The sequence below is a fragment of the Kitasatospora sp. Ki12 genome, from assembly GCF_054601375.1.
Window position 1 is genome coordinate 3542919 of record NZ_BAAIHT010000001.1, and the last position, 15982, is coordinate 3558900.

Sequence of the window (15982 nt, forward strand, 5' to 3'; positions counted from 1 at the left end):
GGGTTTCCCGGGGGCGGCCGTTTCGTGTGTCCTGCGGGCGGCGCGGGGGCGCCGACGGCGTGGTCAGCCGAGCTGCTGCTCGATCGCGCGCAGCTTGCGCTCCAGCGAGTCCAGCTTCGGCATCGACAGGGTGTCGTCGTCGGCCGTCAGGTCGATCGCCGAGCCGCGCCGGGACGAACCGGTGGAGTCGGACGACGAGGACGAGGAGGACGAGTAGGACGACGAGGAGTACGTGGACGAGTACGAGGAGGAGGAAGCGGAGGAGGCCGACGGCGAGGAGTACGTCGAGGGCGAGGAGTAGGACGAGGAGTACGAGGAGCCGACGGCGGCGCGGGGGCGGCGGCCGGGGTCCAGCGCGGCGGGCTCGTAGGAGGAGCCGGAGGCCGTCGAGGTGGCGTCGGTCTCCGCGGCTGGGGCAGGCTCCGTAGCGCTCGGGCCGTCTCCGGCAGCCGTCAGCGCGGGCACCTGGCGGCCGCCCCGGGCCCGGGCGAGCATGCCGCCGCCCTGGCGGGAGATGGCCTTCAGCTCGGCGCGCTCGCGCCGGTCGGCGGTGCGGGCGCGGACCTTGGCGTCCAGCTTCGCCTGGCGCTCCTCGCGCACCTCCTCGACCGCCTCGTCCAGGCTGCGGACGTTCTCCAGCAGCATCAGCGACCAGGCCGCGTAGGTCTCGCGCGGGGCGCGCAGCCAGCGGACGATGCGGATCTGCGGCAGCGGGCGGGGCACCAGGCCCTGCTCGCGCAGCGCGGCCTTGCGGGTCTGCTTCAGCGCCCGGTCGAACAGGATCGCCGCCGAGATCGACATGCCGGAGAAGAACTGCGGGGCGCCGGCGTGGCCGAAGCCGCGCGGGGCGTGCACCCAGTTGAACCAGGCCGAGGCGATCGCGAACACCCAGACCAGCAGGCGGGAACCGAGCGCGGCGTCACCGTGGCTGGCCTCGCGGACGGCGAGCACCGAGCAGAACATCGCGGCGCCGTCCAGGCCGAACGGGACGAGGTACTCCCAGCCGTCGGACAGGCCCAGGTTCTCCTTGCCGAAGCCGACCAGGCCGTGGAAGGAGAGCGCGGCGGCGACACCGGCGCAGCAGAACAGCAGCGTGTACGAGGAGATGCCGTAGATCATCTCCTTGCGGCGGCGGCGCTCCTCGCTGCGCTCCCAGGAGTCGGTGGCCTCGTCCGTCTTCGAGCTCTTGAAACGCAGCGTCGCCATCAGGACGGCGACGAACAGCAGGGCTGCGCCGCCGACGACGGTCCAGACCAGCTGTATGGAGGTCAGGTTCATTGCGGGTCGGGCCTCGGGTTTCCGAAGGGGACAGGTACACAGGGCGACACAGGCGGTCAGGTCCCGCCGTGCGGGCACTGCCTGACGGATCGTTCGTCGCCGCACGGCGTGCCCCACCGTGTCCGCGCGAGGGCGGACGGGACACCTGTGCGGCTAGACGATATCGCGTCCGAAGGGGCGGCATGTTACGGGAGGGCGGCTTGCTCCGGCCAATCGACCCGCCCGTTCGCCCCCGGTTCGTCCGTGGTTCCTTCTCCGTCCCACCCTTTGTTCGCTTGGGTGTTCGGGGGTACGCGTGCTGCTCGGTTCGTCGCGGGGCCGGCGGCGGTGGCCGGTCGGTGGCCGGTCGGGAGGTTGTCGGAGGCCGGTCGGAGGTCGTTCGGTGGTCGTTCGCTGGCCGTTCGGCGGCCGGACTGGGTAGGGGACCAGGCGGACGGGGTATCCGTCGGCCGGGCCGATGCCCGATCATTGGTCGGCGGACCGTCAGAACGCCTGGCGGAAGGCAGGGGAGAGGGCGGGATGGTCTCGATCTGGGAGTACCTGCGCGGGGACAAGAGCTACACCTTCGACAACCCGGGTGGTCAGCACAAGGTCATACTCACCAAGTCGTCCCCGCAGCACGCGATCACCGGGTCGGCTGCCACCACCGGCTACCTCTACGTCAACCTGCACTGGTCGATGCGCGCGGGCGCCGGCCGGCCGAGCACCGGGGACTCGATCAAGCGGTTCTTCAGCCCGAGGATCTTCAGCCCGCAGGAGCCGGACTCGCCGCAGAACGAGCCGATGAACGTCGACCTCGACCTGGCCTGCATGTACGAACTGTCCGACGGCTCGACGGGTGTGGTGCAGCCGCTCGGCGGGCTCTTCGGCGACCTCCAGAGCGCGCCGTTCATCAAGCTCAGCGGCGACGACCAGTACGGGGCGCCGTCGGGCGAGACGATGTACGTCAACCTGGAGAAGAAGGACAAGTTCAAGCGGCTGCTGATCTTCGTCTACATCTACGACGGCACACCGGCCTTCGAGCAGTCCCAGGCGGTGGTGACGATCGTGCCGCAGACCGGCCCGCGGATCGAGATCAAGCTGGAGGAACGGGCCAGGGCGGCGCGCTCCTGCGCCGTGGTGCTGATCGAGAACGCGGGCGACAACCAGCTGACGGTCCGCCGCGAGGTGCGGTACGTCAACGGGTTCCAGGCGGACATCGACCGGCTGTACGGCTTCGGGATGCAGTGGCAGCGCGGCTACAAGAACCAGTCGGGCGGCGAGTGAGGCGGGGCGCGTGCCTGCTCGGGCCGTGACCCCGGGGCGGGGCCGCCGTCGTGGGGCGGCCGCCGTCCCGGGCGGGCGTCGTCAGCGGGCCGGTGTCGTCAGCGGGGCTGGAACTGCGGGCCCTGCGGGGGCAGGGCGAACTCCTCGCCGGTGGGTGCCGACGGCTGGGCCGCCGGAGGCTGCGGCGGAACGGGCGGCTGCTGGCCGGTGCCGGGCTGCTGCGGGTAGCCGTAGCCGCTCTGGTGCGGCTGCGGCTGCGGCGGGACGGGCTGGTTCGGCTGGGGGTAGCCGTAACCGGTGCCCGGCTGCTGCGGCGGGTACGGCTGCGGGTAGCCGTAGCCGGTCGCGGGCTGCTGCTGCGGGTAGCCGTACCCCGTGCCGGGCTGCTGCTGGGGGTAGCCGTAGCCGGTGCCGGGCCGGTGGCCCGGCGGCGGGGTGGGCGGGGCCGGCGGGACGGTCGGGGGCATGGTCGGCGGGGCCGTGGGCGGCGGCGGGGTGGCCGGGGCGTTAGCCGGCGCGCCGGTGGCGGCGCCGACCGGGACCGGAGCGGCCGGCGGCCCCGCCGGGGTCTGCGGTTGCGGGACGGCCGGGGCCAGGGTGAAGGTGCCCGGCTCGGCGGTGTTCGAGCGCGGGTCCGGCAGCGGGGTGCTGCGCGGGTCCACCGCGCCGGTGGGCGAGGCGGTGGAGGCGGGTGCCGGGGTCGGTGCCAGGCCCGGCGCGTCGCCCGCGGCCTCGTCCTCGACGGTGATGCCGAAATCGGTGGCCAGGCCGATCAGCCCGGAGGTGTAGCCCTGGCCGATCGCCCGGAACTTCCAGGACCCGGCCCGGCGGTACAGCTCGCCCGCGACCAGGGCGGTGACGCTCTCCGCGTCGGTGATCGCGAACTCGGCGAGCGCGGGCGCGCCGTCACCGGCCGCGGCGTCGAACAGCAGCAGCCGCAGGCCCGGCACCGCGCGGAACGACCCGCCCTCGGAGGAGCCGGCCAGCACCACGCGGTCCACGTCGGCGGGCAGCTTGCCGAGCTCGACCTCGATCGTGTCGGCGATCTCGGTGCCGCCGGAGGTCTGCTGTTTGGGCAGGTGGCGGACCAGGCCCGAGGGGTGGCGCGGCTGGTTGTAGAAGACGAAGTCGGCGTCCGAACGGACCCTGCCGGTGGCGCCGAGCAGCAGCGCGGACGCGTCCACGTCCGGCGCACCGGGCGTGGCGCTCCAGCGCAGCACGGCGCGGACCGCCGCCGCCGGCAGTGCGATGTTGGCGCCCTTGGCCATCACGTGCGTCATAGCGGACCATCCTGCCTGTTCGCCACCCCTTCGGACAACGTGACCGGAGCGGTTCGCGCCGCGGCGGACTTTGCCAAGACTTGCGCTTCCCGGGGTTTGCCGCCGCCACGCCCATGATCGTCCAAGTGGACCGGGATGTTCCGGGAGTTCAGTGCAGGGGAACCGGGAGCGGCCGGATCCCGTCCGTACGATGGGCGGTCGTAGGGCCCCCGGGGGATTCGCCGGAGGGGCGCCGGTCGGCGGCGCGTCCGGGGAACCACGGGCCCGGTCAGCCGGTTGACCAGGGTGTCGGCCGGTGGCGGGGGCGTCGCCAAGCGTCGCCAGGCGTCGTCGGCAAGGGGCCGCAGGCCCGTCCACTTCCCGGAGGAGAGCACCTTGCGCCATTTCGGCCACCTCGCCGAGGACGTACGCGGTCGGCTCTTCCTGGAGCAGCCGCGCGCGTTCACCGCGCAGAGCGAGCCCGAGGTGCTCGCCACTGCCCTCGGCGGCACCCTCTACAGCCCGGCCACCAGGCCCGCGCTGGCCGCGGACATCCGCAAACAGGCTGCTCGGGGCGTCGTCTCCATGGTGCTCTGCCTGGAGGACGCCATCGCCGACCACGAGGTGGGCGCCGGCGAGCGGAACCTGGTCGAGCAGTTGAATGACCTGGTCAAGGATTTCACCGACTGCGCACAGGATCACCCACTGCTCTTCATCAGAGTCCGGGCCGCCTCCCAGATTCCCGACCTGGCCGCGCGCCTGGGTCCGGCCGTCGAGCTGCTCAGCGGCTTCGTCCTGCCCAAGTTCACCCCGGAGAACGGCGGCGACTACCTGGTCGCGCTCGCCGCCGCCGAGGCCGCGACCGGACGGCGGCTGTTCGCCATGCCCGTCCTCGAATCACCCGGACTCGCCCACCTGGAGACCCGGCGCGAGCAGCTCTTCGGCATCGCCGCGCTGCTCGCCGCGCACCGGGACCGGGTGCTCGCCGTCCGGCTCGGGGTCACCGACCTCTGCTCCGCGTACGGCCTGCGGCGCTCGCCCGACCTCACCGCGTACGACGTCGCGCTGGTCGCGGCGGTGATCGGGGACGTCGTCAACGTGCTCGGCCGGGCGGACGGCACGGGGCACACCGTCACCGGGCCGGTCTGGGAGTACTTCCCGGTGCAGGAGCGGATGTTCAAGCCCCAACTGCGCCGCACCCCGTTCGCGGAGGCCTCGTTCGCCGCGCCCGCCGGGACGGCCGGGGCCTCCGGCGAGGAGGTCCGCCGGCGGATCATCGAGCACGACCTGGACGGGTTGATCCGGGAGGTCGAACTCGACCGGGCCAACGGCCTGCTCGGCAAGACCTGCATCCACCCCAGCCACGTGCCCGCCGTACACGCCCTCTCCGTCGTCACGCACGAGGAGTACTGCGACGCCCGGGACATCCTCCGGCAGGAGCAGGACGGCGGCGGGGTACTGCGCTCGGCGTACACCAACAAGATGAACGAGGCACGGCCGCACCGGGCCTGGGCGGAGCGGATACTGCTGCGGGCGGAGGTGTTCGGGGTGGCCAGGGAGGACGTCAGCTTCGCCGAGCTGCTCTCGGCCTGTTTGTGCGGCTGAGGCCGGGCCGTTCCCTCCCGTTCCGGTACGGCGGATAGGACGAACGCAGCACTGCAGCACTGCACGATTTGTACGTGCCACCGCACGCACGACCGCACGCACCACCGCACCACCGAAGGCAGGACCAGCAGTGACAGCAACACCGCAGACGTGGACCGGCCGTTGGGTCTCCGACCGGGCCGGGATCGTGCTCACCGGCTCCGAGCGCCTCCCCGAACTCGTCGGCCTGGCCCTCCGGGAGAACCGCAAGCGCGCCCACCTGCTGGTCTCCAACGTGCTCGGCAAGCACGTGCCGCAGCGGCCCGCCGTGGTCCACGGCGCCGGGCTCGAACTCGGCGGCAGGGTCCGCGAGCTGCTCGGCGAGGAGGCGTCCGCCCGGGCCGTCGTCCTCGGCTACGCGGAGACCGCCACCGGCCTCGGCCACAGCGTCGCAGACGGCCTCGACGCCCCCTACCTGCACTCCACCCGCAGGCCGGTGCCCGGGATGACCCCCCTCGGCGGCTTCGAGGAGGAGCACTCGCACGCCACCTCGCACCTGCTGCTCCCGGCCGACCCCGCACTCCTCGCCGGGGACGGTCCGCTGGTGCTGGTGGACGACGAGTTCTCCACCGGCCGGACGGTGCTCAACACCATCCGGGAACTGCACGCCCGGCACCCGCGCGACCACTACGTCGTGGTCGCCCTGGTCGACCTGCGCTCCGCCGAGGACCGCACCCGGCTCGCCGACGCCGCCGCCGACCTCGGCGTCCGGCTGGACCTGGTCGCCACCGCGAGCGGCGGCGTCGAGCTGCCCGAGGACCTGCTGGACCGGGCCGAGCGGCTGATCGCCGAGGCGACGGGCGGCACGTCGGCGGTGGGTGCGGTGGCCCCGGTGGGTGCGGCTGGTGCTGCGGGTGGTTCCGTCGCTGCGGCCGGCCTCGCGCCGCTGGCCCGGGTCGCGCTGGACTGGCCCGCCGGGCTCCCCGACGGCGGGCGGCACGGCTTCACCCCCCGCGACCGCGCCCGGCTGGACGCCGCCCTGCCCCGGCTCGCCGGGCAGCTGGCCGAGGCCCTGCCCGCCGAGGCGCACCGGGTGCTCGTCCTCGGCTTCGAGGAGCTGATGTACGCGCCGCTGCGCCTGGCCGACGCCCTGGCCGGGCACCTCGGCGAGGACCGCGTCCGCTACTCCACCACCACCCGCTCGCCCGTCCTCGCGGTGGACGACCCCGGCTACGCCATCCGCACCCGGCTGGCCTTCCCCGCCCACGACGACCCGCGGGACGAGGCCTCGCGCGAGCGCTACGCGTACAACGTCGCCCCCGGCAGCGACCCGGCGCGGCGCTTCGACGCCGTCGTGCTGGTGGTGGACGACGTCGCCGACACCCCGGCGCTGCACCGGGGCGAGCGGGCGCTGCTCGGGCAGCTGCGGGAGGTCACCGACCGGGTGGTGCTCGCGGTGCTGCCGTCGTACCGGCCGGAGGCCGGCGGCCCGTCGGCGGTGCCCGTTCCGTCGTTGCCCGCACCCCTGTACGGGCCGGCGTTCTCCTCGTACCGGGCCGAGGAGGTGGCCTGGCTGCTCAAGGACCTCTCCGGGGTCGCGCTGGAGGCGCCCACCGAGGAGCGCGAGGAGGCCGTCCAGAACGGCGGCGCGCACTACGCCGAGTCGCTGCCGGTCGAGTACCAGCCCAGCCCCGAGTACCAGGAGCTGTTCCACCAGGCGCTGCACGGTTCCGCCCGCCGGATCGCGCTCGCCGTCGGCACCGTCGCCGAGACGCTGCTGCGCGAGCGCGGCCCCGGGCTGGTGCTCGCCTCACTGGCCCGGGCCGGCACGCCCGTCGGCGTCCTGATCCGCCGCTGGCTGGCCTTCGCCCACGGCCTGACCGTGCCGCACTACGCCGTCTCCATCGTGCGGGGCCGCGGCATCGACCCCGTCGCCCTGCGGTACCTGGCCGCCCACCACCGGGCCCGGGACGTCGTGTTCGTCGACGGCTGGACGGGCAAGGGCGCGATCACCCGCGAACTCGCCGACGCGCTCGCCGGCACCGGCTTCGACCCGGACCTCGCGGTGCTCGCCGACCCGGGCCGCTGCGTGCGCACCCACGGCACCCGGGACGACTTCCTGATCCCGTCCGCCTGCCTCAACTCCACGGTGTCCGGGCTGGTTTCGCGCACCGTACTGCGGCCCGGGCTGATCGGCCCGGACGACTTCCACGGCGCCAAGCACTACGCCGAGCTGGCCGGGAGCGACGTCTCCGCGGTCTTCCTGGACGCCGTGGCCGCCTGCTTCGAGGAGGTCCGCGCGGCGGCGTCCGAGGGCGCCGACCGGCTCTCCGTCGACCCGGACCGGGCACCCGACTGGGCCGGCTGGGCCGCCGTCGAGCGGATCAGCGCCGAGTACGGCATCGACAACGTCAACCTGGTCAAGCCCGGCGTGGGCGAGACCACCCGGGTGCTGCTGCGCCGCGTCCCCTGGCGGATCCTCGCCCGTCGCGGCGCCGGCGCCGACCTGGACCACGTCCGGCTGCTCGCCGCCCAGCGCGGCGTCGAGGTCGAGGAGGTGGACGGCCTGCCGTACACCTGCGTCGGCCTGATCCACCCGCGCTACAGCCGCGGGGCGACCGGGGCCGACGGGCGGGCGGCGGTGTCCGCTGAGGCTGCCGGGGCTGTGGGAACTGTGAGGGCTGTGGAGCCTGCCGCGGCCGCGGGGCCTGCCGGGGCCGTGGGGTTCGCCGCGTCCGCGGAGCCTGCCGCGGCCGCGGAATCCGTGATCGTCGAGGGGGAGTCCTGATGGGTGTTCTGGTGGCCAGCGATCTCGACCGGACGCTGATCTACTCCGACCGGGCCCTCGCCCTCGGCGTCCCCGACCGGCTCGCGCCGCCGCTGCTCTGCGTCGAGGTGTACCAGGGGCGGCCGCTGTCCTTCATGACCGAACGGGCCGCCGGCCTGCTGGCCGACCTCGCCCGGCAGACCCGCTTCGTCCCCACCACCACCCGGACGCCGGAGCAGTACGAGCGGGTCAGCCTGCCCGGCCCGACGCCCGGCCGCGTCCCCGAGTACGCGATCTGCGCCAACGGCGGGCAACTGCTGGTGGACGGCGAACCGGACCGGGACTGGCGGGCCGAGATCACCGCGCGGATCGCCGCCGGCTCGGTCCCGCTGGAGGAGGTCGTCCGACGGCTCGCCCTCTGCGCCGACCCGGAGTGGACGCACAAGCGCCGCGTCGCCGACGAGCTGTTCGCCTACCTGGTCGTCGAGCGCGCCGCCCTGCCGGAAGGCTGGCTGGCGGAGCTGACCGGCTGGTGCGCCGAGCGCGGCTGGGCGGTCTCGCTGCAGGGCCGCAAGGTGTACGCCGTCCCGGCACCGCTCACCAAGAGCGCCGCCCTGGAGGAGGTCGTCCGGCGCAGCGGCGCGACCACGGTGCTCGCGGCCGGGGACTCGCTGCTCGACGCCGACCTGCTGCTCGCGGCGGACGCCGGGTGGCGGCCCGGGCACGGCGAACTCGCGGACAGCGGCTGGACGGCCCCCGGCGTCACCGCCCTGGACGAGGTGGGGGTGACGGCGGGGGAGGAGATCGTCCGGCGCTTCCTGGCCGGGGCTACGGCGGGTCAGGCCGTACCGGTAGGGCGCTAACCGCAGCAGCCGCCGCCGCAGCAGCCGCCCCCTCCGCCGGCGGAGGGGGCCTGCGGGCCGGCGGCGGCCGCGCCGGTGACGGCGACGGTGGACAGCAGCTTCACGGTGTCCTCGTGGCCCTGCGGGCAGACGGCGGGGTCGTTGGCCTGCGCCATCGGGCGGCGGAGCTCGAAGGTGGCGCCGCAGGAGCGGCAGCGGAAGTCGTAGCGTGGCATACCGGCAGGGTACCGAGGGGGCCGGCCCGGCGGTGCCCGTCCGGTACTCCGGCAGCTCCCTGGGCGGTGGTCCCGGAGGGTGTCCCGGCGGTGTCCCGGCGCTGTCCTAGCGGTGCCCGCCCAGGTCGCCGCGGATCAGCTCGATCACCCGCGCGGCCGTGTCCCGGACCGCCGCCAGCTCGGTGAGGAAGGCCCAGTAGTCGGGGTGCCGGCCGGCCGCCTCCAGGGTGGCCACCGCGCGGTCCAGCCGGGCCACCGCCTCGTCCAGCGGGGCGGCGTGCCGCGGGTCCGGCGCGCTGCGCCCGGCCATCGCCAGCCGCTGCGCGTCCCGGATGGCGAAGCGGGCGCGCTCGATCTCCCGGTTGGGGTCGTGCTGCACCTCGTTCAGCTGCCGCAGCCGGTCGTTCACCGCGGCCACCGAACCGTCCGCGGTCTCCAGCAGCGCGCGGACCGTGCCGATCGCGGCGGTGGCGTCCGCCCAGCGCTGCTCGTCCCGCGCGCGGGACGCCTCGGCGAGCTTGCGCTCGGCGGCGCGCCCGGTCTCCGCGACCTGGTCCGGCACCCGCTGCAGGTCCTGCCAGCAGGCGGTGCTGAACCGGCGGCGCAGCTCGCTCAGCGCCGGATCGACCGTCGCGGCCTTGGTCTCCAGCGCCTGGATCCGGGTGCGCAGGCTCGCCACCCGCCGGTCGATCTCCCGCGCTCGCTCCGGCAGCTGCGCGGCGTCCGCGGCGATCGTCTCGGCGCGCTGCTTCACGTCGTCCGCGCGCTGCAGGGTGCCGGCCACCCCGTGCCGGGCCGGGCCCTCGTTCAGCCGTCCCAGTTCCGGCGCCAGTTCGGCCAGCCGGGCCGCCAGGTCGTCCGCCCGCAGGCCGGCGCCGCGCGCCTGGTCCAGCGCGTTGGAGGCGGTGAGCAGTGCCCGCTTGGCCTGCTCGACCGCCGGGGTGACCCGCATCAGCTGCTGCTCGGCGTGCTCGACGGCCGGTTGCAGGCGGCGCAGGAAGTCGTTCAGTTCGGCGCGCGCGGAGCCCAACTGGCCCTTCACGTCCTCCAGTTGGCGCTTGGCCTGCGCGGCCGCCCCGGCGTCCAGGGACTCGCTGTCCAGGTTGTGGGCGTCCAGCGCGCCCAGGTAGTTCACGGTGACCTGGTCGATCCGGCCGGAGATCGCCGCGAGGTCGGCCAGCGCGCGCTGCGTCGTCGGCCCGTCCTCGGCCGCGCGGACGGTCTCCACCGCGAGCTGCACCTCGCGCTGGGTCTCCTCCAGCTCGTAGAACGCCTCCTGCGCCGCGGCCCGGGCCTCCCTCGCCCCCGCCCGTACGCCCTCGCCGCCACCGCGCCGGCCCCACCAGCCGCCCGTCCCGGCCGAGGCCAGGCCGACCGCCCCCAGTGCGCCCGCCAGCACCACGGGCAACACCAGCGCGTCCGCCAGCGCGCTCCCCGCCCGACGCCGCCCCCGCCCGCTCCCGCCGGCCACCGCCACTGCGCGCTCCCTGCTCCGACCCGCTGATCCGGCCCCCATTCTCCCCGATCACCCCACCGGCCCGTCACCCCCTCCCACCCCTCCCGTCCCCGCCGCCGCCCCGCCACGCGCCCCACCCGGCCACCCGGACCCACACCACCCCCGGGACCAGGTACCCTAGGCACTCGTCGTGCGCCCACCGGGCCACGACCGGGGGCGCGTAGCTCAGTGGTAGAGCGCTGCTCTTACAAAGCAGATGTCGGCGGTTCGAAACCGTCCGCGCCCACCACCCCGAGGGCCGGCCCGGGAGGTACACACCTCCTGGGCCGGCCCTCCGTCGTTCCCGGGAGGCGGGCCCCGGGTGCCGGGGGTGGGGCGTCGGCTGGTAGGGAGGCGGGGGGACTACCAGGGCGTTCGACGCGGTGTTGTGTGACGTGGACGGTGTGATCCGGTTCTTCGACGGGGCCGGGGTGGCGGGGTTCGGCTCGGGAGGCGAGGGCGTGCGGGCTGTGTTTGTGTGGCTGCAAACCGCTTGGGAGAGGTGAGTGGCCGTGACCATGCCCCCGTTCGGATCGAACGATCCGTTCTCCGATCTGCTCAGCCGGTTCTTCGGGATGAGCCCGCTGGCTTCCCCGCCCGCCGTGCAGCGGGTGCCGATCGGGCGGCTGCTCAGTGAGTCCTCCCAGGAGCTGCTGGCGCTGGCCGCGCGGCGTGCGGCGGAGGACGGGTCCAGTGACCTCGACACCGCCCACCTGGCCTGGGCGGCCACCCGGGTGGAGCCGTCGCGGCGGATGCTGGAGCGGGCGGGCATCGATCCGGACCGGCTGTCCGGCGACCTGGAGCACGCCCTGCCGGCGGGCGGTGGCGAGGCGGTGGACGGGCAGCCGTCGCTCACCCCTTCGGCCAAGCGCGCCCTGCTCGCCGCGCACGCCCGGTCGCAGGAGGCCGGTGCCTCGTACATCGGCCCGGAGCACATCCTCGGCGCGCTGCTGGACCAGGAGCGGTCGGGGGCGGGCGTGGCGCTGCGCAACGCGGCGCCCTCGCAGGAGGCGTTGAAGACGGTGCTGGACGGACGCGGCACCGGCGGCGAGCGCAGCAGTACGGGCGCGCACCCGAGTGAGACGCCGACGCTGGACGAGTACGGGCGCGACCTCACCGAGGACGCGCGCTCGGGCCGGCTTGACCCGGTGGTCGGGCGGGCCGAGGAGATCGAGCAGACCGTGGAGATCCTCTCCCGGCGGACCAAGAACAACCCGGTGCTGATCGGCGAGCCGGGCGTCGGCAAGACCGCGATCGTCGAGGGCCTGGCCCAGCGGATCGTCTCCGGGGACGTGCCGCAGAGCCTCAAGGACAAGCGGGTGGTGACCCTCGACCTGACCGCGCTGGTGGCCGGCTCCAAGTACCGGGGCGAGTTCGAGGAGCGGCTGAAGAGCGTGATCGACGAGGTCACGGCGGCCGAGAAGAGCGTGATCCTGTTCCTGGACGAGTTGCACACCGTGGTCGGGGCGGGCGGCGGTGGCGAGGGTTCGATGGACGCCGGCAACATCCTCAAGCCGGCGCTCGCCCGCGGTGAGTTGAGCGTGGTCGGCGCGACCACGCTGGACGAGTACCGCAAGCACGTGGAGAAGGACGCCGCGCTGGAGCGCCGCTTCCAGCCGGTGCTGGTGCCCGAGCCGAGCGTCGAGGAGACCGTCGAGATCCTGCACGGGCTGCGCGACGCCTACGAGGCGCACCACCAGGTGCGGTTCACCGACGAGGCGCTGGACGCGGCGGCGACGCTCTCCGACCGGTACGTCAGCGACCGCTTCCTGCCCGACAAGGCGATCGACCTGCTGGACCAGGCCGGCGCGCGGGTGCGGCTGCGCAGCCTGAGCGGGTCCACCGCGGCGACCGGGGTGCAGGACCGGATCACCAAGCTGAAGCGGGAGTTGGAGGAGGCCGTCGCGGACGAGGAGTTCGTCCGGGCCGCCAACCTGAAGAGCGAGCTGCGGCAGACCGAGGACGAGCTGGCGGCGATCGCCGAGTCCCGCGAGGAGGTCGTCGACGTCACGGCCGACGACATCGCCCAGGTGCTGTCCTCGCGGACCGGCATCCCGGTCGCGGAGCTGAACGCGACCGAGAAGGAGCGGCTGCTCAAGCTGGAGGACCACCTGCACGAGCGGGTGATCGGCCAGGACGAGGCGGTCACCGCGGTGGCCCAGGCGGTGCGCCGCGGCCGGGCAGGGATGGGCGATCCGGACCGGCCGACCGGCTCCTTCCTCTTCCTCGGGCCGACCGGCGTCGGCAAGACCGAGCTGGCGAAGGCGCTGGCGGCGCTGCTGTTCGGCGACCCGGACCGGATGATCCGCTTCGACATGAGCGAGTTCCAGGAGAAGCACACCGTCTCCCGGCTGGTCGGCTCCCCGCCCGGGTACGTCGGCTACGACGAGGCCGGGCAGCTGACCGAGGCGGTGCGCCGCAAGCCGTACAGCGTGCTGCTCTTCGACGAGGTGGAGAAGGCGCACCCGGACGTCTTCAACCTGCTGCTCCAGGTGCTGGACGACGGACGGCTGACCGACTCCCAGGGGCGTACGGTCGACTTCCGCAACACTGTGGTGATCATGACCAGCAACATCGGGTCGCAGCGGATCCTGGACCACTCGGGGGACGTGGACGGGATCCGGGACGACCTGATGCGGGACCTGCGGCAGCAGTTCCGGCCGGAGTTCCTCAACCGGATCGACGAGGTGATCGTCTTCCACGCGCTCACCCGGAAGGACCTGGTGTCGGTGGTGGACCTGCTGCTGGAGCGCAGCCGGCGCCGGCTGCGGGCCCAGGACGTCCGGCTGGAAGTCACCGAGGCGGCCAAGGAGTTCCTGGTCAACCGCGGGTACCAGCCGGAGTTCGGGGCCCGGCCGCTGCGCCGGACGATCCAGTCCGAGTTGGACAACCGGATCTCCAACCTGCTGCTGGACGGCTCCGTGCGGGAGGGGGACACGTTGATCGCGGACGTGAGCGAGGGCGAGCTGGTGGTGACGCTGGCCCGGCCGGAGGCGTCGGCGACCTTCGAGGAGGCGGAGGAGAAGGCTGCGGCGGGCGCGGATCGCTGAGGCGGCGGATCGCTGAGGTCGTGGCGTGGACCGCTGAGGGAAGAAGGGCTCGGGTTCGGGCGTACTCCAGCGGGAGTACGCCCGAACGCCACTGGTGGAGGACGCGGTGGAGCGGAACGCGGGTCTAGCGTTCTGGGCATGATGCCGCCCATGTCCCCGCCACCGGAGCCGCCGGCCGGACCGCGCGAGCCGTCTGTCGGGCGGTCCGGACCGTCCAAGTCGTCCGGGTCGTCCGGACCGTCCGAGCCGCCCGGGCCGCCCGAGCCGTGGCGGCCGCCGTGGGTGCGGGCGGGCCTGCCGGTGGGGCTGGCGGCCGGTGCCGCGGTGGTGCAGGTGGTCGGCTCGCACTTCGCCGCGCACAACCAGCCGGGGCGGGCCCCGCTGGACGCGTTCGGCTACGTGCTGCTGCTGCTCGGGCCGGCACTGCTGGTGCTGCGCAGGCGCCACCCGGTCGTGGTGGTGGCCGGCACCTCGGTGGCCACCGCGGCCTACCTGGCCGCCGGGTACCCGTACGGGCCGGTCTTCCTGAGCTGGCTGGTCGCGTGCAGCGTGGCGATCGGCGCCGGGCACCGCCGGGCCGCCTGGGCCGGGATGGCCGGGGTGTACCTGGTGCACGTGCTGGTGGCCTTCGTGCTGCCGGAGGACTGGCAGCGCGCTCCCTCGCACGGCGTCGCCTGGCAGGAGGAGCTGGGCCTGCTCGCCTGGCTGCTGCTGGTGATGGCGATCGCCGAGATCGTCCGGTTCCGGCGGGAGCGGATGGCCGCCCACCGGGCCTACCGGGAGCAGCTGGAGGAGCGCCGGGCCAACGAGGAACGGCTCAGGATGGCCCGGGAGTTGCACGACATCCTGGCGCACAGCCTGTCGCTGATCAACATCCAGGCCGGGGTCGCGCTGGCACTGCTCGACCGGCGGCCGGAGGAGGCCCGCACCGCGCTGGTCACCATCAAGTCGACCAGCAAGGAGGCGCTCGGCGAGGTCCGCCAGGTGCTCGCGACGCTGCGCGGGCCCGGGGCGGCGCCGCGCGGACCGGCCCCGGGGCTGGACCGGCTGGACGAACTCACCGAGCAGGCCGACCGGGTGGGCCTGGAGGCGGAGGTGCAGGAGCGCGGCGAGCGGCGCGCGCTGTCTGCCACCGTCGACCTCACCGCCTTCCGGATCGTCCAGGAGGCGCTCACCAATGTGATCCGGCACTCGGCGGCCCGGCAGGCCGTCGTGGTGCTGGACTGGAGGGACCCCGCGCTGTTCGTGGTCCGGGTCGAGGACCCGGGGCCGGCCGTGGTCGCCGACGCCGGCGGGTCGGGCAGCGGGCTGGTCGGGATGCGGGAGCGTGCGGGGGCGTTCGGTGGCACCATCACGGCGGGGCCGGTGCCCGGCGGCGGTTTCCGGGTCCGGGCGGAGCTGCCGACACCGAAGACGGAGAGCGAGTGATTCGGGTACTGCTGGCGGATGACCAGCTGCTGGTCAGGGCGGGCTTCCGGGCCCTGCTGGACCTGGAGGACGACCTCACGGTGGTCGGCGAGGCGGACGACGGCGAGGCGGCGCTGCAACTCGCCCGCGAACTGGTGCCGGACGTCGTGCTGATGGACATCCGGATGCCGCGGATGGACGGCCTGGAGGCGACCAGGAGGATCGCCGAGGACCCGGCGCTGTCCTCCGTACGAGTGGTCGTGCTGACCACCTTCGAGCTGGACGAGTACGTCTTCGAGGCGCTGCGCTCGGGGGCGGCGGGCTTCCTGGTCAAGGACACCGAACCGGCCGACCTGCTGCGGGCGGTCCGGGTCGCGGTCGCGGGGGACGCGCTGCTCTCGCCGGGGGTGACCAGACGGCTGATCGGCGAGTTCGCCGCCCGGTCCAAGGCGCCCGAGGCGGCGCCGGCGGGGCTCTCCGACGTCTCGATGCTGACCGAGCGGGAGCGCGAGGTGCTGGCGCTGGTCGGGATGGGGCTGTCCAACGAGGAGATCGCCCGGCGGCTGGTGGTCAGCCCGCTGACGGCGAAGACGCACGTCAGCCGGGCGATGGTGAAGCTCGGCGCGCGGGACCGGGCGCAGCTGGTCGTGCTGGCCTACGAGTCGGGGCTGGTGCGGCCGGGCTGGTTGGGCTGAGCGGCCTGCGCGGAGATCTGGTGCGGCCGGGCTGGCTGGGCTGAGCGGCCTGCGCGGAGACCCGGTGCGGCCGGGCGGGCCGGGCGGGCGCCCTGCACCGGGA

11 protein-coding genes and 1 tRNA gene are annotated in these 15982 nt (G+C 74.3%); 8 read left to right on the forward strand and 4 right to left on the reverse strand.

Going from position 1 to position 15982, the window contains the following annotated elements; all coding sequences use genetic code 11:
- Positions 1 to 63: 63 nt before the first annotated feature.
- Positions 64 to 1278, reverse strand: coding sequence for a DUF2637 domain-containing protein (locus tag ACYP53_RS15630; RefSeq protein WP_189918190.1), 1215 nt, complete (start codon positions 1276 to 1278; stop codon positions 64 to 66).
- Between the two features lie 519 nt (positions 1279 to 1797).
- On the opposite strand from ACYP53_RS15630, the gene ACYP53_RS15635 reads away from it, so the two are divergent.
- The gene (locus ACYP53_RS15635) at positions 1798 to 2544 is read left to right on the forward strand and encodes a Tellurium resistance (protein WP_459647711.1); all 747 of its coding nucleotides are present in this window, start codon (positions 1798 to 1800) and stop codon (positions 2542 to 2544) included.
- Between the two features lie 98 nt (positions 2545 to 2642).
- On the opposite strand, the gene ACYP53_RS15640 is transcribed toward ACYP53_RS15635, so the two are convergent.
- Positions 2643 to 3824, reverse strand: a complete 1182-nt coding sequence (locus ACYP53_RS15640) for a TerD family protein (protein ID WP_459647712.1) — start codon at positions 3822 to 3824, stop codon at positions 2643 to 2645.
- A gap of 375 nt (positions 3825 to 4199) precedes the next feature.
- Here ACYP53_RS15640 and ACYP53_RS15645 point away from each other — a divergent pair, with 375 nt between their 5' ends.
- The 3 genes from ACYP53_RS15645 (at position 4200) to ACYP53_RS15655 (ending at position 9017) form a co-directional block, all read left to right on the forward strand.
- Positions 4200 to 5408, forward strand: coding sequence for an HpcH/HpaI aldolase/citrate lyase family protein (locus ACYP53_RS15645; protein WP_459647713.1), 1209 nt, complete (start codon positions 4200 to 4202; stop codon positions 5406 to 5408).
- A gap of 130 nt (positions 5409 to 5538) precedes the next feature.
- On the forward strand, positions 5539 to 8175 hold the full coding sequence (locus tag ACYP53_RS15650) for a phosphoribosyltransferase (RefSeq protein ID WP_459647714.1): 2637 nt from the start codon (positions 5539 to 5541) through the stop codon (positions 8173 to 8175).
- A complete protein-coding gene (locus ACYP53_RS15655) occupies positions 8175 to 9017 on the forward strand; it encodes an HAD family hydrolase (protein WP_459647715.1) in 843 nt (280 codons plus the stop codon). Before ACYP53_RS15650 ends, ACYP53_RS15655 begins: the two co-directional genes overlap by 1 nt.
- Here ACYP53_RS15655 and ACYP53_RS15660 read toward each other — a convergent pair.
- Positions 9014 to 9232 (reverse strand): FmdB family zinc ribbon protein, encoded by a 219-nt coding sequence (locus tag ACYP53_RS15660; protein WP_189918202.1) that lies wholly within the window; start codon positions 9230 to 9232, stop codon positions 9014 to 9016. The genes ACYP53_RS15655 and ACYP53_RS15660 overlap by 4 nt on opposite strands.
- A 106-nt stretch (positions 9233 to 9338) precedes the next feature.
- A complete protein-coding gene (locus ACYP53_RS15665) occupies positions 9339 to 10748 on the reverse strand; it encodes a coiled-coil domain-containing protein (RefSeq protein WP_459647716.1) in 1410 nt (469 codons plus the stop codon).
- A 154-nt stretch (positions 10749 to 10902) separates the two neighbouring features.
- On the opposite strand from ACYP53_RS15665, the gene ACYP53_RS15670 reads away from it, so the two are divergent.
- The 4 genes from ACYP53_RS15670 (at position 10903) to ACYP53_RS15685 (ending at position 15879) form a co-directional block, all read left to right on the forward strand.
- Positions 10903 to 10977, forward strand: a tRNA-Val gene (locus ACYP53_RS15670).
- A 268-nt stretch (positions 10978 to 11245) separates the two neighbouring features.
- Positions 11246 to 13777, forward strand: a complete 2532-nt coding sequence (locus tag ACYP53_RS15675; protein WP_459647989.1) for an ATP-dependent Clp protease ATP-binding subunit — start codon at positions 11246 to 11248, stop codon at positions 13775 to 13777.
- 150 nt (positions 13778 to 13927) lie between these two features.
- The gene (locus ACYP53_RS15680) at positions 13928 to 15205 is read left to right on the forward strand and encodes a sensor histidine kinase (RefSeq protein WP_459647717.1); all 1278 of its coding nucleotides are present in this window, start codon (positions 13928 to 13930) and stop codon (positions 15203 to 15205) included.
- Positions 15202 to 15879 carry a response regulator gene (locus tag ACYP53_RS15685; protein ID WP_189918217.1) on the forward strand — a complete coding sequence of 226 codons (678 nt, stop codon included), beginning with the start codon at positions 15202 to 15204 and terminating at the stop codon, positions 15877 to 15879. The genes ACYP53_RS15680 and ACYP53_RS15685 overlap by 4 nt, the downstream gene beginning before the upstream one ends.
- The last annotated feature ends 103 nt before the right edge of the window (positions 15880 to 15982 follow it).